Annotated in this window: 18 protein-coding genes; 7 read left to right on the top strand and 11 right to left on the bottom strand. The window is 59.1% G+C overall.

The window, feature by feature from the left end; all coding sequences use genetic code 11:
* Window positions 1–55 precede the first annotated feature (55 nt).
* The 7 genes from PG1C_RS00715 to PG1C_RS00685 are packed head-to-tail and all read left to right on the top strand — an operon-like array spanning window position 56 to window position 14733.
* On the top strand, window positions 56–955 hold the full coding sequence (locus PG1C_RS00715) for a BrxR family transcriptional regulator (RefSeq protein ID WP_202635542.1): 900 nt from the start codon (window positions 56–58) through the stop codon (window positions 953–955).
* Window positions 955–4236 carry a helicase-related protein gene (locus PG1C_RS00710; protein WP_202635541.1) on the top strand — a complete coding sequence of 1094 codons (3282 nt, stop codon included), beginning with the start codon at window positions 955–957 and terminating at the stop codon, window positions 4234–4236. The genes PG1C_RS00715 and PG1C_RS00710 overlap by 1 nt, the downstream gene beginning before the upstream one ends.
* Complete coding sequence (locus PG1C_RS00705) at window positions 4233–4934, top strand: DUF4391 domain-containing protein (RefSeq protein ID WP_202635540.1); 702 nt, start codon at window positions 4233–4235, stop codon at window positions 4932–4934. Before PG1C_RS00710 ends, PG1C_RS00705 begins: the two co-directional genes overlap by 4 nt.
* Window positions 4931–7633: an ATP-binding domain-containing protein gene (locus PG1C_RS00700; RefSeq protein ID WP_202635539.1), complete on the top strand. Its 2703-nt coding sequence runs from the start codon at window positions 4931–4933 to the stop codon at window positions 7631–7633. Before PG1C_RS00705 ends, PG1C_RS00700 begins: the two co-directional genes overlap by 4 nt.
* Before the next feature lie 60 nt (window positions 7634–7693).
* A complete protein-coding gene (locus PG1C_RS00695; protein WP_202635538.1) occupies window positions 7694–9709 on the top strand; it encodes a site-specific DNA-methyltransferase in 2016 nt (671 codons plus the stop codon).
* Between the two features lie 10 nt (window positions 9710–9719).
* On the top strand, window positions 9720–12773 hold the full coding sequence (locus PG1C_RS00690) for a type III restriction-modification system endonuclease (protein ID WP_202635537.1): 3054 nt from the start codon (window positions 9720–9722) through the stop codon (window positions 12771–12773).
* 16 nt (window positions 12774–12789) lie between these two features.
* The gene (locus PG1C_RS00685) at window positions 12790–14733 is read left to right on the top strand and encodes a GmrSD restriction endonuclease domain-containing protein (protein ID WP_202635536.1); all 1944 of its coding nucleotides are present in this window, start codon (window positions 12790–12792) and stop codon (window positions 14731–14733) included.
* A gap of 247 nt (window positions 14734–14980) precedes the next feature.
* Here the strand turns inward: PG1C_RS00685 and PG1C_RS00680 are convergent, their stop codons facing one another.
* From PG1C_RS00680 to PG1C_RS00630, 11 genes are all read right to left on the bottom strand, one after another.
* On the bottom strand, window positions 14981–15448 hold the full coding sequence (locus tag PG1C_RS00680; protein WP_202635535.1) for a lysozyme: 468 nt from the start codon (window positions 15446–15448) through the stop codon (window positions 14981–14983).
* The gene (locus PG1C_RS00675; protein ID WP_202635534.1) at window positions 15445–15921 is read right to left on the bottom strand and encodes a hypothetical protein; all 477 of its coding nucleotides are present in this window, start codon (window positions 15919–15921) and stop codon (window positions 15445–15447) included. The genes PG1C_RS00680 and PG1C_RS00675 overlap by 4 nt, the downstream gene beginning before the upstream one ends.
* On the bottom strand, window positions 15918–16223 hold the full coding sequence (locus tag PG1C_RS00670) for a DUF6127 family protein (RefSeq protein WP_020200523.1): 306 nt from the start codon (window positions 16221–16223) through the stop codon (window positions 15918–15920). The genes PG1C_RS00675 and PG1C_RS00670 overlap by 4 nt, the downstream gene beginning before the upstream one ends.
* A gap of 77 nt (window positions 16224–16300) precedes the next feature.
* Window positions 16301–16651: a DUF2793 domain-containing protein gene (locus tag PG1C_RS00665; RefSeq protein WP_202635533.1), complete on the bottom strand. Its 351-nt coding sequence runs from the start codon at window positions 16649–16651 to the stop codon at window positions 16301–16303.
* A gap of 3 nt (window positions 16652–16654) precedes the next feature.
* The gene (locus tag PG1C_RS00660) at window positions 16655–17251 is read right to left on the bottom strand and encodes a glycosyltransferase family protein (protein WP_202635532.1); all 597 of its coding nucleotides are present in this window, start codon (window positions 17249–17251) and stop codon (window positions 16655–16657) included.
* Complete coding sequence (locus PG1C_RS00655) at window positions 17251–19524, bottom strand: phage tail protein (protein WP_202635531.1); 2274 nt, start codon at window positions 19522–19524, stop codon at window positions 17251–17253. Before PG1C_RS00655 ends, PG1C_RS00660 begins: the two co-directional genes overlap by 1 nt.
* On the bottom strand, window positions 19524–19739 hold the full coding sequence (locus PG1C_RS00650) for a hypothetical protein (RefSeq protein WP_202635530.1): 216 nt from the start codon (window positions 19737–19739) through the stop codon (window positions 19524–19526). Before PG1C_RS00650 ends, PG1C_RS00655 begins: the two co-directional genes overlap by 1 nt.
* A complete protein-coding gene (locus tag PG1C_RS00645) occupies window positions 19736–19963 on the bottom strand; it encodes a hypothetical protein (protein WP_009521704.1) in 228 nt (75 codons plus the stop codon). The genes PG1C_RS00650 and PG1C_RS00645 overlap by 4 nt, the downstream gene beginning before the upstream one ends.
* A gap of 18 nt (window positions 19964–19981) precedes the next feature.
* Window positions 19982–20770, bottom strand: coding sequence for a DUF2163 domain-containing protein (locus PG1C_RS00640; RefSeq protein WP_202635529.1), 789 nt, complete (start codon window positions 20768–20770; stop codon window positions 19982–19984).
* A 5-nt stretch (window positions 20771–20775) separates the two neighbouring features.
* Window positions 20776–22359, bottom strand: a complete 1584-nt coding sequence (locus PG1C_RS00635; RefSeq protein ID WP_202635528.1) for a hypothetical protein — start codon at window positions 22357–22359, stop codon at window positions 20776–20778.
* On the bottom strand, window positions 22356–23414 hold the full coding sequence (locus PG1C_RS00630) for a hypothetical protein (protein ID WP_202635527.1): 1059 nt from the start codon (window positions 23412–23414) through the stop codon (window positions 22356–22358). The genes PG1C_RS00635 and PG1C_RS00630 overlap by 4 nt, the downstream gene beginning before the upstream one ends.
* Window positions 23415–23420: the final 6 nt, after the last annotated feature.

Below are 23420 nucleotides of genomic sequence, written 5' to 3'. Positions count from 1 at the left end.
ATACTTCCCGCAATAACCCGCACAAGTATTCGCTAACCCGATAGAGCACTCAGGAATGCCCAAAGACCAACTTGCAGAACTGACCCAGCCTCAGCGCGACCGGCTCGCGTTCATTGAGCTGCGCGTGCGCTTCGTGGGGGAGATCCGTCGGCAGGACTTGGTTGCGCGGTTTGGCATCCAGTCCGCAGCGGCAACTCGAGATTTAGCGCTCTATAAGGAGTTGTCTCCAGGCAACATCGACTATGACCCCAAAGGCAAGGCCTACGTCCTGGGGCCAGACTTCCGCCCCATCTTCGACTTTCCTCCGGAGCGGGTGCTGTCTTGGCTGACGCAGGGCTTTGGAGACGGCGAGCCGATGCGGCTCAAGGCGTGGGTGGCCAGCGAAAGCCCCTCACGGCTTACACACCCGGATCTCGATGTGCTGGCCAGCGTGACCCGGGCGATCCATCTGGTGTGTCCGCTCCGCGTCGAGTACTACTCAATATCTAGCGGCTGTACTGAGCGGGAAGTCGTCCCCTTTGCGCTGATCGACAACGGCCTGCGCTGGCATGTCCGCGCCTTTGACCGGAAGTCTCAGGAGTTCCGGGATTTCGTCATCACCCGGATCAAGAACCCTGTCGTGCTCAAGGGGCAGCCAGTGGCAGCCCATGAGATGAGCGATCAAGACATCCAGTGGACGCGGATCGTCGAACTGGAGTTGGTGCCGCACCCGGATCAGCCCCGGCCGGAGATCACCGAAATGGATTACGGCATGCGCGACGGCGTGCTGCGGATGAAGCTGCGCGCTGCCACGGCTGGATACATCCTGCGCAAATGGAGTGTCGACTGTTCGCCCGATCATTGCCTTCGTGGACCGGAGTACCGGTTATGGCTCAAAGATCATCTCGCGATTTACGGCGTGAAAAATGCCGTACTGGCACCAGGCTATAGCGCCACTACGAAGGCGGACTCTTGATGGAACTGATCGACAACATCAACCGCCTGCTCGGCGACGACCTAAAGCAGACGCTCAAACCCGGTGCTCGCCTGAAAATCGCAGCCTCCTGCTTTTCGATGTACGCGTTTGAAGCGCTCAAAGCAGAGCTGGAAAAAATCGACGAGCTGCAATTCATCTTTACCTCGCCGACGTTCACCGCCAACGAGGTTACCGACAAGATTCGCAAGGAACGCAAAGAATTCCACATCCCGAAGGCTGACCGCGAACGGAGTCTGTACGGGAGTGAGTTCGAGATTCAGCTTCGCAACAAACTGACCCAGCGCGCGATTGCAAAAGAGTGCGCGGACTGGATGCGGCGCAAGGCGACGTTCAAGTCCAATCGCAGCAAGGCACCCATGCAGCAGTTTGCCTGCGTTCAGGCGGCCGCCACAGAGACTGCCTACATGCCATTGCACGGCTTTACCGCCGTCGACCTTGGCTACCAGCAGGGCAACGCTGTCTCCAACCTCGTCAACAAGATGGACGAGCCGACCTTTACGGCGACCTACCTCAGTCTGTTTAACCAGATCTGGCAGGACCCCGAGAAGCTGGAGGATGTGACGGCGCAGATCTGCGACCATATTGCGTCTGTGTACCAGGAAAACTCGCCCGAGAGCATCTATTTCCTGATGCTCTACAACATCTTCAATGAGTTCCTGGACGACATCAATGAGGATGTCCTGCCGAACGACCGCACGGGCTACCAAGACACGCTCATCTGGAACAAGCTCTTCAACTACCAGAAAGATGCGGCCACTGGGATCATCAACAAACTTGAGACCTACAGCGGCTGCATCCTGGCCGACAGCGTCGGCTTGGGCAAGACCTTCACGGCCCTGGCGGTCGTCAAGTATTACGAGCTGCGTAACAAGTCAGTCCTGGTGTTATGCCCCAAGAAGCTGGCGGACAACTGGCTGAACTACAACCGCAACCTCAAAACCAACATCTTTGCCCGTGACCGGTTCAATTACGACGTACTTTGCCATACCGACCTCAGCCGCACCAGCGGCGAGTCGTTTGGCACACCGCTGAACCGCATCAACTGGGGCAATTACGACCTCGTCGTCATCGACGAGTCGCACAACTTCCGCAATAACGACGCCTACAAGGACAAGGAAACCCGCTACCAGAAGCTGATGAACAAGGTCATCAAGGAGGGCGTGAAAACCAAGGTGCTGATGCTTTCAGCCACCCCAGTGAACAACCGCTTCAATGACCTGCGCAACCAACTGGCACTGGCCTACGAGGGCGACTCCGAAAACCTCAGCAAGAAGCTGCGCACCGGCAAGACGGTAGAGGATATTTTCCGTGGTGCACAGGCCAGCTTCAACGCATGGGCAAAGCTTCCACCGGAAGAGCGCACAGCGCGAGCCATCCTGGACTCGTTGGACTTCGACTTCTTCGAATTGCTCGACAGCGTCACCATCGCACGCTCGCGCAAGCACATCCAGACCTTCTACGACACCAAGGACATCGGCCAATTCCCCGAGCGCCGCAAACCCTTGTCATTCCACAGCCCGCTCACGCAGCGAACGGACGTGATGAGCTTCAACGAGATCTTCGAGCAACTGTCCCTGCTCAAGCTCGCCGTGTACGCCCCGATCAGCTACATCCTGCCAAGTCGGCTCAAGAAGTACGAGGAGATGTACGACACCCAGGTCGCTGGCAAAGGCAAGCTCAAGCAAGCCGACCGCGAAAAGAGCCTGCAGGCGTTGATGACGACCAATCTGCTCAAGCGCCTAGAAAGCTCGATTGAGTCCTTCCGCTTGACGCTCCAGTCCCTGCGTGCGAACCACACGAATACGCTGGCCAAGATCAGCACGTTCAATCAGACCGGCAACGTCGCCAGCATTGATGACCTGACCGACCAGTTGGAAAACCTCGACGCGGACGACGACGACCTGCCCACCATTGGGGACAGCGACGAGTCTGAAAAAATAGGCGGCAAGGTCAAGATCAGCCTCGCCGATATGGACTTGCCTTCTTGGGAGCACGAGCTGAAGGTCGATCTGGAAATCATTGATGCCTTGCTGGCGTCGATGAACAAGATCACACCTGCCGATGACGCCAAGCTGCAGCACCTGAAGGCACTGGTTCTGGACAAAATCGCAGCACCGCTGAATCCCGGCAACAAGAAGGTGCTGATCTTCACCGCCTTCGCCGACACCGCTGACTATCTGTATGCCAATTTGGCTCCGGAGTTGCTGGCCACACAGACCCTGCACAGCGCGAAAGTCACCGGCAAAGGTGCGCCGAAGTCCACGCTCAAGAAGAGCTACGACTTCCAGGAACTGCTCACCCTCTTCTCGCCGCGTTCGAAGGAGAAAGCCATCGTGCTGCCGAACGAACCGGCAGAGATTGACTTGCTGATCGGCACTGATTGCATCTCTGAAGGCCAGAACCTGCAGGACTGCGACTACCTCATCAACTACGACATCCACTGGAACCCCGTGCGCATCATCCAGCGTTTCGGCCGTGTGGATCGCATCGGCTCGCCCAACAGCAGTATCCAGCTGGTCAACTACTGGCCAGACATCTCGCTCGACGAGTACATCAACCTCAAGGAGCGGGTTGAGAGTCGGATGATGATTGCCGACGTCACGGCCACCGGCGATGACAACGTGCTGAGCGCCCAAGCCAACGACGTGTCTTATCGCAAGGAGCAATTGCGTCGTCTGCAAGAAGAAGTGATCGAGCTGGAAGACCTGAAGACTGGCGTGTCGATCACTGACCTCGGACTCAATGACTTCCGCATGGACTTGCTCAACTACGTTAAGGCCAATGGTGAATTGAGCAACGTGCCAAGCGGGATGCACGCCGTGGTGCCTGCCAAGCCGGAGTTGGGCCTGCGCCCGGGCGTGATCTTCACGCTTCGCAACCGCAATCCGAGCGTCAGTGTCAGCCAGCACAACCGGCTGCACCCTTACTACCTCGTCTACATCAACCGCGAGGGTGAAGTCATTCACGACCACACCGAGGTCAAGCGCCTGCTCGATCTGGTGCGCACCTGTTGCAAGGGGCAAGCCCAGCCTATTCCAGATGCCTGCCGCCTGTTCAACAAGGAAACGGCCGATGGCCGCAAGATGCAGGTGTATTCGGACCTGCTTGGCAAGACCATCCGCTCCATGATCGAGGTGAAGGAAGAGAAGGATCTGGACAGCCTGTTCAGCGGCGGCAAGACCACCGCGCTGGTCAATACCATCGCCGGGCTGGACGACTTCGAACTGATCACCTTCCTCGTGATTCAGGAGGCCGGATGAGTCTGCCCGCCCGATTCGAGTCGAATGCCGCGTTCATCAATTACCCGAAGCAAGCCGCTTTTGGCCGCACCCTGCCAAAGAACAAGATCTACGAACACAGCGGTGCCAATACGAGGCTGAAGGACTTGTTCGTCGAGCAGGTGGAGCAGATCGTCTGGCAATACAAGTTGGCACCAGAAACGATCAACCTGCCCGCCAAGCCGGGAGTACCAGAGCTTCAGATTTTCTCAATCCAGCTCAAGACGTCTGAGCTGAATCTGGACGTCTTGCGCTGCATCGATGGCGCGGTGCAGTTTCCCATCATCTTCGAGCTGAGCTTTGATGGCCGAACACAGGTGATTGCCGCGTACAAGCGCCCGAACGAGTCAGACGCCAGCCGTTGGGTCTTGAGCGACTACTTTGCGACAGCCTGGTTGCCGAGTGACTGTGAGCGCGCCGCCATGCCCTTGGCACTCGACTTGGGCGGCTTGTATGAGCAGGCGCTTCACCGCCTGATTCCCACGCCCGCGCGCCCACAAGAAAGCCTCGCTGACTTGGTCGCCCGCGTTGAACAGGTTGCCGCCAAGCAGCGTGAGGTCGAGAAAGCCGCCAGCCGACTTGCCAAAGAAAAACAATTCAACCGCAAGGTAGAGATCAACGCGCACTTGCGGCAGCTTAAAAACGAACTTGAAGAATTGACCGGGAGGGAGAGTGCATGACGCAGAGCCTGAATGACGAATCGAGGAAACACATCGAGCAGGTCGCTGGCGAAGCGTTGGCGCAACTCGAAAGCATTGCTGAAACGGCCAAGAGCAAGCTGCACGATGGGCGGACACTGGGCTCGGATGCGCTGGCAAGCATCAACACAATGACGTCCAGTTCAGCCATCCAAAGGCTGGATCAGATCAGTCAGGCGAACCGCGAAAGCTATCAGGTGCTGGTGGCAGAGCCTGCCATCGCCCGCGTTGTGGTGGTCGATGAAGAGGGAGAAGAGAAAACCTACTACATCTGCCGCACGACGCCGGTATCGGGCTTTCCCAATTTGGCCAGCTACCGCGCGCCGGTTGGACGCCTGGCCTCACTGGCAATTGGCGCAGAGTTCACGCTTCCCAATGGAACCGTCGTTGAGGTTCTTGAGCGGGCCCAGCTTCGGCCCAATGCGCTTGCCGATGGGTGGGACTCTCGCGACACCGTCGTTGAAGCCGAGCATTTTGGGCCGTTCACCATCGAGTCACTGCGTGCGCTGCTGACCGAGGTTGCGGGGGAGGAAGTCACCGAAGACATTCTTGGCCAATTGCTGGCCGAAGAGACCGTCAAGGCCAACATCATCGACGGCGTTCGCCGCAGCGTCATCACCAAGATGGGACTGCGGGATCAGCCCATCCTCGATCAATACCAGGACGAAATTTTCCGTCTCCCTCTCGACAAGCGCCTGTTGATCCTGGGCCCGCCCGGTACAGGCAAAACAACCACCCTGATCCGACGCCTCGGCCAAAAGCTCGACACGGCCTTCCTGGAAGAAGGCGAACAACGTCTGGTTGAAACAGTTGCCTCAGCCCAAGGTATGGCGCACGCCAACAGCTGGCTGATGTTCACACCCACGGAATTGCTCAAGCAATACCTCAAGGAGGCATTTGCACGCGAAGGTGTTCCCGCCTCGGATCTGCGCATCAGAACGTGGCAGGACTATCGACGCGAGCTAGCCCGCAACGCATTCGGCGTCCTCAGAACGGCTTCTGGCGGCGGCACCTTTGTCCTGAAAGACGGATTAGCCAGCCTGAGCGAGGCAGCACTAGAGCGCCCCATTCAATGGTTTGACGATTTCGACGCATGGCAGCGCAAGGCCTATGTGCAGGAGCTGCATGATGCAGCGACCCAGCTCCACGAAGCCAAAACTCCCGAAGTCCTGAGCCTCGGCGCACGTCTGCAAGACATCTTGTCGCGGGCGGCCGATGGCGCACTGGCGGCAATGTTTGGCTCGCTGGCGGTGGAGATTGCCAAAGTACAGGCGCTCGTCAGCAGCCTGAAGGAAGGCTCCGACGGCAAGATCAAGGCCGCGCTCAACCTGCAGCTCAACCGCAACCGAGCCTTTCTGGATGAATTGGCCCGCGTAATAGACAGCCTGCAACAGGCGCAAGCGACTGATGCGGACGACCAGGACGACCCCGACGCTGATGAGGAGGAAGACGCCACCGCACCCCGCACAGGCCGTGCCGCCGCGCTCAATGCCTATATGCAAGCCGTGCGTGCCCAAGCCCGGGCGGCAGCATCGAAGCGCGCAGTCAGCAAAGCCTCCCGCAACGGCAAGATCATCGAGTGGTTGGGGGATCGTGGTCTGACAGAAGCGGATCGCGCCGAGGTGGGGGCAAGCCTTCTGGTGCAGGCCAGTGCACGCCGGTTCGTCAATCCGGTCAAGCGCTACCTCGACGGCATTCCGAAGCGCTACCGTGCATTCAGGCGCGAACACCAACCGGCAAACACCTGGTATCGCCACGAAGGTTTTGAGGCGCGCGACATCCACCCGCTGGAGTTGGACATCGTCTTGCTCGCGATCTTGCGCGCCGCAGGCGATCTGATCAGTCGGCCCAATGTTCAGCGCGACATCGATAGTCCAGCGTGGTCATCGCTCCATCCTATCCTGGGGCATTACCGCAACCAGATACTGGTAGATGAAGCGACGGACTTCTCGCCCATCCAGCTTGCGAGCATGGCGGCGCTGGCGCATCCGCGACTGCGCTCATTCTTTGCCTGCGGCGATTTCAATCAGCGCCTGACCACCTGGGGCGCACGCTCCGCCGACGACTTGAAGTGGGTCTTCGCCGATTTCGATATCAAGGAGATCACTGTCTCCTACCGTCAGAGCAAGCAGCTGAACGATCTGGCCCGCGCCATGATCCGCGCCGTCGGTGGTACCGAGCAAAACGCCAGCTTGCCTGCGCATATGGACAGCGTGGGTGTTGCGCCAGCCTTGCTGGAGCACGCCACCAACGCAGAAACCATTGTCGGTTGGCTGGCGGATCGCATTCGCGAGATTGAGCGCTTTGTCGGTCAGTTGCCATCCACCGCCATTTTTGTGAACACCGAGGACGACGTTGCTCCGGTGGCCGACGCGCTGAACGCCGCCTTGGCGGAGCACAACATCCAGGTCATCGCTTGCCGAGAGGGCCAGGCTGTGGGGCAGGAAAGCAATGTGCGCGTGTTCGACATCCAGCACATCAAAGGCCTGGAGTTCGAGGCGGTGTTCTTTGTCGGCATTGACCAGCTCGCCACGCTACACCCGGCGCTGTTCGACAAATACCTGTACGTCGGCACCACGCGCGCGGCCACCTACTTGGGTGTGACTTGCCAGGGCAGCTTGCCATCCGCCATCGAAAGTCTGCGCACGCACTTTTGCCAGGACTGGCAACAAGGCGACTGACCATACCAATACGAACTTGAATTGTGAGCCGCTAACCACTGGCGTCCAGAGGAAAAGAACATGGAAAAACTAAAAATGCATTCACCCAATCTCACGCAGGACAACATCGCCCGTATTCGTGATCTGTTTCCGGGCTGCGTCACCGAAGCCAAGGGCGAGGACGGCAGCATGAAGTTGGCCGTGGATTTCGACCAGTTGCGGCAAGAGCTTGTCGAGTCGATCGTGGAAGGGCCGCAGGAGCGCTATCACCTGAACTGGCCGGGTAAGCGTGAGGCACTGTTGACGGCGAATGCGCCCATTGCCAAAACGCTGCGCCCCTGCCGCGATGAAAGCGTGAACTTCGACACCACGAAGAACTTGTTCATTGAGGGCGATAACCTCGATGCGCTGAAGCTGCTGCAAGAGACCTACCTTGGCAAGGTCAAGATGATCTACATCGACCCTCCATACAACACAGGCAGTGATTTGATCTACGAAGACTGCTTTGCATCAGATCTCGATAAGTATTTTCTTGAGTCCAATCAAAAGGACAAGCAAGGCAATCGGCTAACCGCCAATACCGATTCAAACGGCCGATTCCATTCGGATTGGTTAAACATGATCTATTCGAGACTGAAGCTGTCTCGCCCACTCTTGAGAGATGACGGATTTATTTTCATCTCCATAGGAAACGATGAAATATCAAATTTAAAGAAGGTTTGCGACGAGGTATTTGGTGAGCAGAACTTCATCGAGTGCATATCTTGGAACAAGCGCATCCCAAAGAATGACAAAGGGATCGGCAACATCCATGACTTCATCCTGATATACGCCAAGGATGCCACCATCCCGCACGAACTCGTGATGCGCAAAGATGGCCTCGAAGATATTTACGAAATGGTCGAGAAGCTCAAAAAGGCCAAAACCCCCATTGCCGAAGCCGAAAAGGAAATAAAGAAGCTCTACAAAAAACAAGGCTACGACCGCGGCATTACGCTCTACAACTCCTTTGACGAGAACTACCGCCTCTGGGGCAAGATAAACATGAGCTGGCCAAATGCGAACACATTTGGGCCGCGCTATGAAGTGCCACACCCAATCACAGGAAATCCTGTGGCAGTTCCGGATCGCGGTTGGCGCTGGAAAAAGGAAACATTTTGGGAGGCTGCAAAATTCAAGGATGGCAAATACGAGAGCATCGTAAGGCTTCACGACGGGAGTGTGATGTGTGGCCGAATTTGGTTCGCCAAGAATGAGACCACACAGCCCAGCTCCATAACGTATCTTGATGACGTAAATACTTTCCTTCTGCGGTCTATTCTTTCGTTGAAAAGTGACGGAGGGATTGAGGTGGAGAATATCTTTGAAGGCAAAAGCTATTTTTCTTACCCAAAACCCACATCGCTGCTGAAGATTCTTCTCAGCTCACTCAAGCTCAACGATGGCGATGTGGTTATGGATTACTTTGCAGGATCTTCAACAACTGCGCACGCGGTAATGCAGGTCAACGCCGAAGACGGAATCAATCGCAGATTCGTAATGGTTCAGCTGGCCGAGCCGTGCAACGAGGACACTGAGGCCTATAAGGCAGGATTTAAGAGCATTGCAGATATAAGCAAGGAGCGAATTCGTCGCTCTGGAAAACTGGTTGTTTCTGATAGCACCCATTCTTCATGGGACAAGGATGTTGGATTCCGTACGCTGAAGATCGACACGTCGAATATGGCCGACGTTTACTACGCGCCCGATGCGCTCGACAAAGCCAAGTTCGACCTGTTCGTCGACAACATCAAGCCCGACCGTACACCCGAAGACCTGCTGTTCCAGGTGATGCTGGATTGGGGTGTCGATCTGGCGCTACCCATCGCCAAACAGTCCATTCAAGGCAAGGACGTATTCTTTGTCGATGGCAATGTGCTTGCCGCCTGCTTCGACGCCAGCGGCAGCATCGACGAAACCTTCGTGAAGGAACTGGCCAAGCATCAGCCGCTACGCGTGGTGTTCCGCGACGCGGGCTACAAGAATAGCGCGGTCAAGATCAACGTTGAGCAGATTTTCAAGCTCTTGTCGCCCGCCACCGAAGTGAAATGCATCTGAGGGGCGCGTGATGAAACTCAAATTCAAAACGCAGGCTTATCAGACAGCGGCGGTGCAAGCCGTGGTCGACTGCTTCAAAGGGCAGCCGCCCGCGACGACGGAGGCCATCAGCTATCGCATCGATCCGGGTAAGGCGAAGAAAGGCGTCGAGGATCTGTTTGCCGAGAGCGGGTTCAAGAACGCCGACCTGAAGCTGACCGATATCGCGCTGCTGGAGAACATCACCCAGGTTCAGCATCAGCAAAACCTGCCCCAGTCATCCGAACTGGTGAAGACCAAGGTCAGCCGAGTCAATCTCGATATCGAGATGGAAACTGGCACTGGCAAAACGTATTGCTACATCAAGACTATTTTCGAGCTGAACAAGCAGTACGGTTGGAGCAAGTTCATCATCGTTGTGCCGAGCATCGCCATCCGTGAAGGCGTGGCCAAGTCGCTGGAAATCACCGCAGAGCACTTTCTGGAGACTTACCACAGGAAGGCAAGATTTTTCATCTACAGCTCCAAAAACCTGCCGCCTTTGGAAAGTTTCTCTTCGGATGCAGGGATCAACGTAATGGTGATCAATGTCCAGGCCTTTAATGCAACTGGTAAGGATGCTCGCCGGATCTACGAAGAATTGGATGATTTTCAGTCTCGCCGACCGATTGATGTGATCAGCGCCAACCGACCGATCCTTATCCTGGACGAGCCGCAGAAGATGGAGGGTGCCGCCACACTTAAGTCCTTGGAAGAATTCAAGGCACTGATGGTGCTTCGCTACTCCGCCACCCACAAGACCACGCACAACAAGATCCACCGGCTTGACGCGCTGGACGCCTACAACCAGAAGCTGGTGAAGAAGATCGCCGTGCGCGGCATCTCAGTAAAGGGGCTGGCGGGAACCAATGCCTATCTCTACCTGCAGTCCATCGAGATTTCGAGCAAGGCGCCTGTGGCGCGCGTTGAGTTCGAGCAGAAGCTGAAAAGCGGCGAGATCAAGCGCGTGGTGCGCAAGATATCTAAAGGTGACAACCTCTTCTCCGATGGTTTTTCAAACGAGCTGGATCAGTACCGTGGCTATGTGGTCGCGGACATCAACGCCAACACGGACACCTTGAGCTTCACCAACGGTGTGGAGTTGAAAGCTGGCGACGCCTATGGCGATGTGAATGAAGCAGCATTACGCCGCATTCAGATTCGGGAGGCGATCAAGGCGCACTTCGACAAGGAACAGGCGCTGTTCCAGCAAGGCATCAAGGTCTTGACCTTGTTCTTCATCGATGAAGTGGTCAAGTACCGCGACTACTCGGCAGCGGACGAGAAAGGTGACTACGCGCGGATCTTTGAAGAGGAATACAGCCAGTACCTGAACGAGGTGCTGGACCTGGATGAAACGCCGTACATCAAATACCTGAAGGGCATCACGGCGGAAAAGACGCACAGCGGGTATTTCTCCATCGACAAGAAGACCAAGCGCGACGTGGACCCGAGCATTGCCAAGACTGGCGAAAACAAAGGCCTGTCCGACGATGTGGATGCCTATGACCTGATTCTGCGAAAGAAGGAGCAACTTCTCAAATTCGAAGAGCCGGTGCGTTTCATCTTCTCGCACTCGGCCCTGCGCGAAGGCTGGGACAACCCCAATGTCTTCGTCATCTGCTTCCTGAAGCACCCCGACTACAACAACGAGGTGACACGCCGACAAGAGGTCGGTCGTGGTCTGCGCTTGTCTGTCAATCAGCTCGGCGACCGGGTGGATCATCCGGCCATCGTCCATGACGTCAACGTGCTGACCGTGGTGGCGAGCGAAAGCTTCAAGGAGTTCGTCACTGCGCTGCAGAAAGATATCAGCGACTCCTTGTCTGCCCGCCCCAAGGTGGCCAACGAAGCCTACTTCACCGGCAAGGTGCTCAAGACGCCCACCGGCAATGTCGATGTCACGCCGCAATTGGCCAAGCAGATCTACAAGTACCTGCTCAAGAACGATTACAGCGACGATACCGACCGCATCACGGGCACGTACCACGAGGCCAAGAAGGAAGGCACCCTGGCACCGCTGCCCCCGGAACTGCAGGCTCATGCTGAACAGGTGTACCAACTGATCGACAGCGTCTTCAGCGACAGCCAGATGTTTGAGATTGGCGATGACCGTCGCCCCAAGAAGAACCCGCTCAACAGCAACTTCGACAAGCAGGAGTTCAAGGAACTGTGGAACCGGATCAATCGCAAGGCGGCTTACAGCGTTGACTTTGATTCAGCGGAGTTGGTGAAGAAGGCCGTTGCCGAACTGGATAAGAGCCTTCGCGTGACGCCGTTGCAGTACACGATTCAAACCGGCGAGCAGGCTGCCCAGGTGACCTACGACGGTCTGAAAGATGGCGAAGCATTCGTGCTCAAGGCCACTGAAACCGAGAAGAACGTGCATTCGATTCACTCGGCAGTGAAGTACGACCTCATCGGCAAGATCGCAGAAGGCACGCAACTGACGCGACGCACGACGGCAGACATCCTGAAAGGAATCAGCGTCGCAGTGTTTGCACAGTTCCGCACCAATCCCGAGAGCTTCATCGCCGAAGCCGTGCGGCTGATCAACGAGCAGAAGGCAACGATGATCATCGAACACCTAGCCTACGACCCGGTCGAGGACAAGTTCGATATCGACATCTTCACCGCAGGTCAGACCAAGCAGGACTTCAGCAAGGCCGGTGACAAGCTCAAGCGGCACATCTACGACTACGTGATCACTGATTCTGGTATCGAGCGCAAATTCGTCGAGACGCTGGACACCTGCACCGAAGTGGTCGTGTACGCCAAGTTGCCCCGTGGCTTCCTGATCCCGACGCCGGTGGGTGACTACAACCCTGACTGGGCAATTTCGTTCAAAGAGGGTGCCGTCAAGCATGTCTATTTCGTTGCGGAGACCAAAGGGTCCATGTCAACGATGCAATTGACGAAGATCGAGGAAACCAAGATCGAATGCGCCCGGAAGTTCTTCGACGAAATCAACCGGAAGTACGCCCCTGAAAAGGTCAAGTACGACGTGGTGAAAAGCTTCGATAAGTTGATGGATTTGGTGAAGTGAAGATGAAGGCAAAACAATGAGCACTTTCGACAGCACCAAGCGGCTATTGCCAGAGATCCTTGCCGAAATCGTCAAGGCGAAGATTCAGTTACCTGATTTTCAGCGTGGATGGGTGTGGGATGACCAGCACATTCGCAGTCTGCTGGTGAGCATTGCCAGGTCATTCCCGGTCGGGGCAGTCATGCTGCTGGAGACCGGCGGCGAGGCCAAGTTTCAGGTACGGCCGGTGGAAGGGGTTACCCTCCCCCCGGGTGCCTCGGATGCGGAGCTCCTGATCCTCGACGGGCAACAACGCCTCACCACCCTGACGCAAGTCTTGGCCACGAAGGATGCAGTGAAGACCCGCACAGAGAAAGGCAAGCCCATTCGACGCCACTACTACTGGAACATCGAAGTGGCGCTGGAGGGCGGGGATCGCTTGGAAGACGCCATCGAGGCCATCGAAGAGGACAAGATCAAACGCTCCAACTTTGGCCGACAGATCGATCTTGATTTGACGACGACTCAGAAAGAGTGCGAGCAGCTGTACTTTCCGTGCGATCAGATTCTGAACTCGGATGCATGGGAAGAAGCGCTGCAGGAGTACGCTCCCGAGAAATTCGGCCTGTACATGCAATTCCGTCGACAGGTATTGAATGCCTTCCGCAACTACCAGCTACCTGTGATCCAGCTCGGCAAGGCCACGACGAAGGAAGCCGTCTGCCTGGTCTTCGAGAAGGTAAACACCGGCGGCGTCCCACTCAACGTTTTTGAACTGGTCACTGCAACCTACGCAGCTGACGGCTTCAATCTGCGTGATGACTGGCATGGCAACGCCACCCGAAATGTCTCGGGACGGTATCAGCGCTTGTGCAAAGAGGCGCTACTGTCACAGGTGGAGTCCACGGACTTTCTGCAGGCCGTATCGATGTTGCACACGCTGGAGTTGCGCCGCGCCGATGTGGCTTCGGGGAAAACCGGTAAGTCCGTACAGCCTGTGAGTGCAAAGCGCGTCTCGATACTTGCGATGCCCTTGAGCGCATATGCCAAATGGGCAGGCGAAGTCGAAGCGGGGTTCCTTCTCGCGGCCAAGTTTTTGCGCAAGGAATGTGTGAAAACTCCGCGCGAGCTGCCTTATCGAACTCAACTGGCTCCTCTCGCCTCGGTACTCGCGCACCTGCGCGAACGCTGGCTTGAGCCGCGAATTTACCAGAAACTCTCTCACTGGTACTGGAGTGGCGTTCTCGGCGAACTCTACGGCAGCGCCATCGAGACCCGAATCGCGAACGACGTCGAGGATCTATTGCAGTGGATCGACAGTGACGACGCAATACCGCGAACCATTGCAGATGCGGCGTTCAGCCCCGACCGCCTAGACACGATGACGTCGCGCCTGTCCGCCGCGTACAAAGGCCTGAATGTGCTGGTACTTCGTGAAGGCGCGCAAGACTTCTTCTGGAAGGCAAAGATCCAGGAACTCGACGACGAGGAGCTTGCGCTGGATATTCATCACATCTTTCCGCAGGACTGGTGTGAGAAGAACGGCATTAAGCGCGCTGTCTACAACACAGTCGTCAACAAAACCCCGATTTCCTACAAGGCAAACCGGATGATCGGCGGGCATGCGCCATCGATCTATTTGTCAAAACTGCAGGCTCATACGCAGGTTCAGCTTGCAGACGCCCAGATGGACGCCATTGTCGGGTCGCACCTCATCGATACGACCGCGCTCCGAGCGGACGACTTCGACAGCTTCTACAAGAGCAGAAAGGCCGCCCTGGTCAAACTGGTCGAACGGGCTATGGGTAAAGCGGCGGCGGTTGTTGCGGACGGAGCTGATCCTGGCGATGCTGAAGAGGATGAGAGCGATCAGCAGCAAGTCATTTCGCCAGTCGGGCGAACTGCGCTTGAGCGTTGGCGATCAGGTCTAGGCGAAGGTTTGGTGCAATGCCAGTCGCCAAGTAATTCAGTGTCCAGTTGAGCGCCTCAGCCTTCCTGGCGGGGCTATCGGCTGCGTCGAACTTCTCGATATACGAGTCAAGTTCTTGCAGAGCACGCATCAACGTGCCACGCGCATTGGTCAGCGCATCCGCCGCGTTTTGCTCTGCGATCTGGGTCTGCCATTCGGATTCATTTTTCATGATGCGACTCTTACGGTAGTTGGTGGTGTGGATGACATGAACGCGCTGTTCGACGGGAAAGCCAAGCTCTTCCGCGTGCCTCTGCGGTCAGGCGTTGCGAAGCAGCCAAGCAGCCTCAGCCTCGCGCCGAGTAACGAGTCCCGGCAGCACTTTCCCGCCGCCATAGACCCATCGGCGCAGCTCTTGGCACGCAGCAGTCCAGTCCCGCTGATTGATGCGCCGCCTAAGGGTCGATGTCTGAAGCCGCCCCGCGCCGAGGTTGAACGTGAAGTCAACGATGGCCGCGAGCCGCTCCTCCGGTTCGGTGGCCAGCACCGGGCAGTAACGCAACGTGGCGGCGAGTGCCGATTGGAGGTCGCGCGCCAGATAAACCTCTGCTTCCGTCTCCGTAATCGGTGGGTGCTTGGAATCGCAGAGATGGCCGTACCCAATCGTCCAGAAACCTGCTGGGCAGATATAGGGAACGGCCGTGATCTCGATTCCGCGCTTCACCTTGCGCTCGAATCCCTCAAAGCGCTTGGCCAGATCGATGGCCGCTTTCGGTACTTCGATCACGGACGCACCCGGTCAAACACGCGCCCGAGGAACCAGAAGTTCAGCACCCCGGCCCACAGCGCCTGATCAGCCTCTGTCCATGCGTGCAGGACGGCCGTGCCCCAGCCAGCACCTGCAGTCACTGCGGCCGCAAATGCGGCAGCCTTGGCAGCGCAGTACAAAGCCATGAACCAGTAGGTGATGACCGGGCGAACGCTGCAAGACAAGGCATCAGCCCAGCGCACGCCGGTTTTCTCGCCCTGTGTGCGAACGGCTTCGCGCAGCGTCTCGATGGCTCCGACGTTCCACGCAGCATCGGCACCTGCGCCGATTTCCGACATTCGCTGCGCGCCACGCAGCTTCTCGAACTCCAGCGCCTTGTCCTGCATCGCCAGTTCGTGGCCACGCTCCCCCTTGCGGTCGAGCCATTTGAGGAGTTCAGGTGCGAGACGGAAAGCCCCACCGAGGAGGCCACCAAGCAGTGTCTCGATCATTGCGGGCCTCCCATCAGTTTCAACTTGATGGCGGCACCAACCAGCAGTGCTGCCAGAATGCCGGTGGTGATGACTTTGACAGTGGTTTGCCATGCGGTACGGCGGGCATCGCGCCAGGCTTCCAGCAGGTCGCGCAGTTCACGGATGTCGCGGGCGGCGTGGCCGTTTTCCAGGCCAAGGTGGGTCAGGACACGCTCGGCTCCGCGTTCAGCGGCACGGTCGAGCAGTTCGTCGAAGTCCTCTCGGCGCAGAAGAAGCATGTTCTCGACGAGCGCGGGCTGTTGTTGTTCGGGTTCGGTCATAGCAGTCTCCAGAAATGCGAAACCCGCCCAGTGAGCGAACATCTGGGCGGGTTTCGGGTGGGTACGAAGAAGGGAAATCACATGGCGATGCCAGCACTCCAGCCGGTGGACTTGTAGGCAGAGAGCTTGGCCTCGTCCTCGATGTAGCAAAGCCAGCCGATCTTGGGCGAGTGGTACTCCCAGGCATCGGCAATGCGAACCGCGATCTGGTTGGTTTTGCCTGCCCACACGCCAGTGGCGGCGGCAGGCACGATGTAGCGGTCGCCGTTGGCAGGGCTGGCCGGTGGTGTGGTCAAGTCGCGGTCTTTTACGGACAAGCCGACCACCGCGCCGAGGCGCTTGAGGTTGGCGTCCATGCCGGTGTCCCAGCCACTTTCGCCGAGCGTCCAGCCGTAGTTGAGCCCAAGGTTCGGGTCAGTCGATGACATGGTTTATCTCCAGAGATTCGATGCTTGGCGAATGCGCCGGACAGCCTCCGGGTCGCCGGTGCGATGGCTTTGCTGAGGGTGTTGTCGCCAATGACGCCCAACGATGGGCAGGTACAGCACGCCGCCACGCTTGGCCACGAGCAGGGTCAGCAGCCAGTCGGCGAAGTTGTTGAGGTCGGTGGTTTCCTTGAGCACGGCATCGACGGCAGATCGACGCATCACGATCAGGCCATGCACATGGCTGGCGCTGTTCGCGTGCTGCCAACGGCTGTAGGCCAGACGCCGCACGGCGATATCCAGCCCGTTTTCATCGGTCAACGCTTCGTCGGTGTAGGCCATCACGGCCTGCGGGCAGGCATCCAGCGCATCGGCCAGTTGTGTGAAGGCACTGGCTTCGTACAAATCGTCGGGATCGACAAAGGACACCAGCGGCAGCGTGCCTTTTGCATAGCCTGCCGCGCGTGCTTCGCCGATACGCCCCGGAATGCCGGGCGAAACGTGCAACCTGATTGGTGCTTCCTCGAGGCTGGCGATGCAGGCCTCACGCCATTCGGCAGGCTCGTTCAGGGTGAGCAGATGAACATCGATGCGCGGCTCCATCACACACCTCCCCAATACTTTCCCCAGCGCAGGCCGTAGCCCGAACGATCCATGACCCGCACCTGCGGCTGCCAGCTGCTCAAACCATCGCGTTCGGCACTGATTTCGACTGTGATGCGGTCGCCCAGCGCACCAGCATCCAGCGCGGCCACTGCTGTCGTCCAGATGTAGGCGGTGCCAAGCAACCCCGTCTCAGTACGAACCAGCACGTTGTTGCGATTACGGAGGTGCACCGTGTAGGTCACGCCCAGTTCCGGCCCGATGTCGCCCTCGTCTTGCTGCACGAGGTAGGCGGTCTGCTGCGTGCGGTCGCGGTGGGCCCACGCGACGGTGAGATCACCGGCCACCACGGCAGGCTCGGTCTGGCCATTGAGGCGGATGCGACCGGGTGGATACGGCAAAGCCTGCCGACCGGCCAGCACCATCGGCTGCCCATTCGCGGCCAGCACTGGATCACCCTGATCGGTCGATGTGCGAGGAATCGCGCCCACGAACACCGATTCGCCCGGGGCCCGCTCCGCACCTTCGGATGCCAGCCATTCGCCGATACCGATCAGCCGAGTCCCCGAGGCATGTCCTTGGGGTGTGGTGTCGAGTACGCCGCGCGCGAGATCTATGGTCGCGTTGGCAGCATCGAAGGCCAGGACGGCAACGGCTTCTGCAATTGCCCCATTGGCAGCCACCAGATAGGCGTAGTCGCCCACGGCCAGTCTTTCCGGCTGGCTGATGGCCGTCACTGGTACACCGATGGCATCGGCCTCACTGGCAGGCAAGGTCACATCGAGCGTCAGTAGTGGCGCGTAGTCCTCTCCCACAACGGCTGCGAGGTCGCCACTCGATGCGCCGGTGGCCAATTGCCAATTCAACTGCCCGGTGCCCCCGGCAGCCGCCAGCGCGCCGAGATAGGTGTCCGTATCGGTCAGGTAGGCCAGATCTGCGCGGGACAAACGCCGGGCCAGTTCCCAATACGGCACCTCTACGGCCAGCACCACGGCGGGCGACAACGGTTCGATGGTCGGCTCCTCGACGTGCGGTGGCGGGGGCGACAGCACGGTGTTGCTCATCCCGAACACGTCTTCCATGGCTTCGATTCGCCACTCGGCCGCGCCCAAGGTGCCGGTGTCGATGCCGGTGACCCGCACCACCATCTGATCCACACCCAAGCGCGGCCAGTTCAGCAGAAATACATCACCCGGCAGCGGCGCACGCTCCAGCGTGTCGCGTGCCACGGTCAGACTCATCCGGGCCAAGGGCGAACCCAAAGCGCGCAGATCACGCAAGGCCAGCCGCGCGGCCAGTGGCCCGTAGTTAACGCCCGGGTAGTCGCGGCGTTGATTGATCACGCCGCCTTGCAACTGGATGGCGGCCAGGTTCTCGACCGTGATGGCAGCATCACCGCCGGTCTGCCAGTCGGTGTAGACCACGGTCAGTTCATTGGGCAGCTCGCCCCATTGGGCGCGTTCGAAGCGTTCCAGCCGCACAATTTCGTCAGGCCCCAACTGCGGCAGGCTGTCGATCCAATAGTCGTCGCGCAGCAGCTTCAGCTCAAACGTGCCTTGTTCCGGGTCGGTGTAGAGAATGCCGCCGATGTGGTCGATGACTTGCCCGATGAAGCTCTCGATGGGTTGTTGCCGCGTCCAGATCAAATTCAGACCGAAGCCTTCACTCGACAGGGCCCACGCCGCATTCCAGAAACTCCAACCGATGGTGCTCTGCGGATAGCCCATGCCCCAATGCGGATCGGTGAGGCACTGCACCAGTATGTGGGCTGGATTCATGCCGACACTGATCTCGCGCCCTTCGTCCTCATCCCAGGTACGCACCTCGGCATTCCACTCCATCCACGGCGCATCGAACCAACCCGCCGTGAAGCGCCGGACGCGCACTGCCCACGGTTTGATGTACGGGTTGTTCGCCGCGAACAGGATCTTGCGTGCCACCAATGACAGCACGCCCCGGAATGCCGGAATGGAACTGCCGAGGCGGCTCATCAGGTAGTCGTTGCGCCCCTGACCGGCGTGACCAGAAAGCACATCAATGGTGCCGACCACGCCGCCTTCGCGCTCGTCGCCGCCAAACAGCGTGGGTTTGTTGATCGAGAGGCTGGTCAGCCCATGCCCGCTGGACAGCGGCGCGCGGTCGGCATCACCCCACGCGGTGCGGTCACCCATCTGGATTTCCTGCACCGTATCTACTGGCCCTTGGCACAGGGCCAGGTGTAGTCCCATGCGGTAGCGATAGCCGACGGTTTGCTTCTTGCTGCTGCCACCCATCAGTCTTGCTCCCGCAGGATGGACTGATTGCGGGCGTGCTCGACCACACGTTTTGCCATTGCATCGCCGGTGGCCAGCAAGGTGTCGGCGTCACAGCCTTCGCGCAGAAAGGCGCGGAAATCCAGATCGTGACGCGCAAACCAAGTGCGCGTGCCGTTCACGCACAGGCCTACGGCGCGCACGTGATCGATGGTGATGACAGTCTGCGTGGTCATTTCTTGCCACCTTTCTTCTTGATCGGATCGGCTTCGAGATCGCCGTACCAGACGACGTTGGAACCGCGCAGCAGCACGGTGCCGAATACGACGGGAATCGGTCGGCCTTCTTCTGCGGTTGGGGCATCGACGTCAGACAGCGACGCCGGTTTGGGCTCGGGCGGTTTCGGCGCGAGCGCGACCGAAACCAGCGCCGCCACCACGATGACGACGAGGTACCACATGGCGATTTCTCCAGGGATTCAGAACACGCCCGTCGAGAACGGGTTTTTGCTCGGGATGGCGGGAAAGCCGCCGTAGTTGTCGAGGTTCCCGAAGCGCGACTCGCACGTGGCCGTGCTGTGGTCGCAGCCGACCGTCAGCAGCACCTCGGTACCGACTTCAATGACCATCGGATAGAGCAACTCGACGCCGCCACCGTAGTCATTGACGATCATGTGGCGGGCACCTTCGGGTGTTTGCAGCCAACCACCGGCCAAGCCGCCACTGACGCTGCCGGGCACACCGCCATCGAGATCGACGTTGCGGCCATAGCTGTTGCTCACGAAGGCGCTGGCGGTGATGGGTGACGCACCGCAAGCAGCCGAATACAGCACGTGGGAACACTTGCGGCTGTAGAGCCGCCGCAACCCGATGCGCTTGAGACTGACCTGCGCGGACTCGCAGCGAATGCGAGCCACATCGTCAGCGACTTCGACGCCCAGCACCCGGCCCATCCAGCGCGTGCCGGAGATCCACCAGTAGTCGCCCCAGGTATCGCGCCGTCCGATGCGCAGGGTGATCGAGGTGGTGTCGCCGGTCAGCGAGTTGGCGAGCAGGTGGCGCACCAAATCACAGTTCGGCGGCAGTTTCAGATCCAAGCCAGCCTTCGCAGCTTCAGCACCCAGCGCCAGTTCGTTGCGTTCCAAGGCCAGGCTCTTGTAGAGGTTGCCATCCAGATCAACATCGAATTCGTGCGGCGTTAGATAGAACTGCGCGCTGTTGCTGGCGAAGGCGTATAGCTCGACTTCCAGCAATGGGTTCTGGCTCATCGTGCTTACTCTCCCTCGTAGGTTTGACGGTCATTTCCGCGTGGTTCGGGCAACTGACGCGCTGTCAGGGTGATCTCCAGCAGCGTCGGGCTGTGCCAGTACAGATCGATGGCGTCGTGGTCGAGGCGGCAGCGCACGAGGCGAATGACGCGGCTGCCCGCGGGCACCCAGTCGTCAAGGCCCGAGCGCAGCACCAGCACACCGCCTTGATCCAGATGGCAGGTTGCCGTCAGGGCGTATTGCCGATAGCCGTCTGGATGCACGATCAAGCAAGCGGCGGGGCGATGCCAAAAATCCGAGATTCGCGCGGAGATGTCTTTGCCATCCACGCGCAGGAAGCCATCTTCGGGATCGGCTTCGACGTTCACCCACAGGATCGGAGCCAAGCCATCGGGCAGCCAGAAGGCCGCCAGACGGCCTTGGGTGCGCCACAACCGCGCCCGCCAGATCTCGATTTCATCGAGTGAGCTGGCCAGATAGCGCCGCTGCAAAGTTGTCGTCGCCCACGGATCGTCCCGGCGCACCCACGGATCTGCAGTCGAAAAGTCTTGGCGGGTGATCGTGGTTTGCGCTGCGGCCGTTGGATCGTCACGCCAGTTGCCATCTGGCCAGACCGGGATCTCGTCGAGCCATGGGTCATCGAGGACATCCTGGTCGGGCAATGGCGCAGGCTGGATCTGTGTGGGGACGTTGCCGCCGACCATGCCAGGCACCCACTGCGTGAGATCCACCGGGTCGATGGCCTTGCCCCACACCAAGGGCATGACGAAGCTGCCCACGGCTGCGGCGCGTGCCAACGGTTCCATCAGCCACAGCAGATCGCTTTCCACATCGCTGAGTTGGGCGATCTGCCACCCACCGGCGGCGATGATCAGCACCCAGCGGCCATTGCTCTCAGTCTCCTGCCAGCCCTGCACCCCGTCGTAGGTCAGATGCACATTGGCCGAGAGTGGCCCGAACTGTCGCCCGTCAGCTTCGGTCACATTGAGTGCCAGTGCGCCACGTTCGCAGGACTCGGTCAGGTGAACCGCGTACTGCGGCAGCGGCCACAGCGCCATTTGACCAAGATGATCGGCCAGCCAGTCGCCAACCAAGGCATCGGTCTGCCGGGCGTTGCCCACCTTGTAGGTAAGCCAGCGCCGAGGAACGCGTCGGCGTGCCTGCCGGGATTCGTTGCCACTGGCCAGCCGCGTGACGCTGGTCTGCCACTCCAGCCGTTCCACGAGGGGCTCCATCCAATCATGACGGAAGGCAAACACGCCGCGTTGCGCATCCGGCCAAGGCTGGTCGCCAAAGGCATCCATACCGGTGGCGACGATGGCGCTTGAGGCCGTGTCCCGGCGCAACACCTCGACCAGAAAGATCGGCGCATCGATGGGTGGCCAGGGGCCCGCCAAGGATTCCGCCAGCAGGCTGGCCGTCAGATTGGGCGGCAGCGGAGCGACAGCTGTTTCCGGCGTGAAGCTGGCTGCGCTCGCCCCGAAGGTGGCGCGCGAGAGCACTTCACCCTGGAAGGCGGGCAGTTCGCTCCCCGGCGTTGGTTTGCTGGAAACCTCCGCAATGTCTTGAACGACGACACGCTCCGTCATGCCGACTCCAGGCCGAACTCAGCGGCATTGAAGGCGGCCTCCGTCCACTGCACGTTGCCGTTCGGATTGCGCTCGAACAGCGTGCTCTGCCACGCCAGTTGCTCCTGCAGGACGATGTCGGTGCTGACGGCGCTCTGCGCACCACTGACCACGAGTCCTTTGACCTTGCCCAGCCCCGCGTCGGTCTTGCGCGCCAGCATGGTCAGTTGCACACCGTAGATGGCAGGCGTGGCCATTACCGGCAGCGGCTCGACATCGAAGGACTGGCGCAGCCCGACGTTGGGCGCACTGATCGCTGTGGCTTCGTCCTCGTCGCTGACGGCTTCCCAGGCAGCAGTGCCGACCGGACTGGGAGTCCACTGGTTCAAACTGCCATCGGCCTGAGCCTGCAAGGCATCGACGCGCACATCACCGAGGAAGGTGTTGTTGATCGTGCCGCTGGTGTCGGCGATGTAGAAGTCGTCGACGTCGATGGTCAGCGGACAATTCTGGCCGGGCACCGCACCTACGAATGCCGTGAGCAGTTGGCCGCCGCCCTGAATGGTGTTCTGCGCGGTCATCTGGATGGCCAGGATGCCGTTGATGCGCACTGACAGCACACCGTTGCTGGTGCCTTGAGTGACCTGCAACTCGATGTAGTGCCAGCCGCGCGCCGGAGCGCTGGCGACTGAGACAGAGATCAACTGGTCATAGCCGTATTGCCAGCGGTAGAGCTTGAGCCGACCGTCCTCGCCGATTTTCACGAGATGCGCGACCTGCGAGTTGGCATCGCGCACGCCAAGCAGCAGTGGCTCGGTGTAGGTGTTTTGGTACGGCACCACACGAATGGCTGCCCCGACGATCAGGCTGGTCTTGGTGGTGTCGAGGTTCTTGACGTAGCCACCCCCCGAACCTTCCGGCAAACGCAGAGCATAGGAGGACGGACGACGGCCATTGATCCGGGTGGCCTGTGGTGACAGATACGCCGCCTTGCCACGTGCGAGCCACGGATCGCCAAAGCTGTCCACGGCCTGCGGGTCGTAGTGATCGAAACCGTCGATGAACAGAAGTGCCATTGGACT

The organism is Rugosibacter aromaticivorans, from assembly GCF_000934545.1.
GTDB classification, from domain to species: Bacteria; Pseudomonadota; Gammaproteobacteria; order Burkholderiales; family Rhodocyclaceae; genus Rugosibacter; species Rugosibacter aromaticivorans.
The sequence above is the reverse complement of the archived record's forward strand: the minus strand, read 5'-3'. Positions and strand labels throughout refer to the sequence as shown.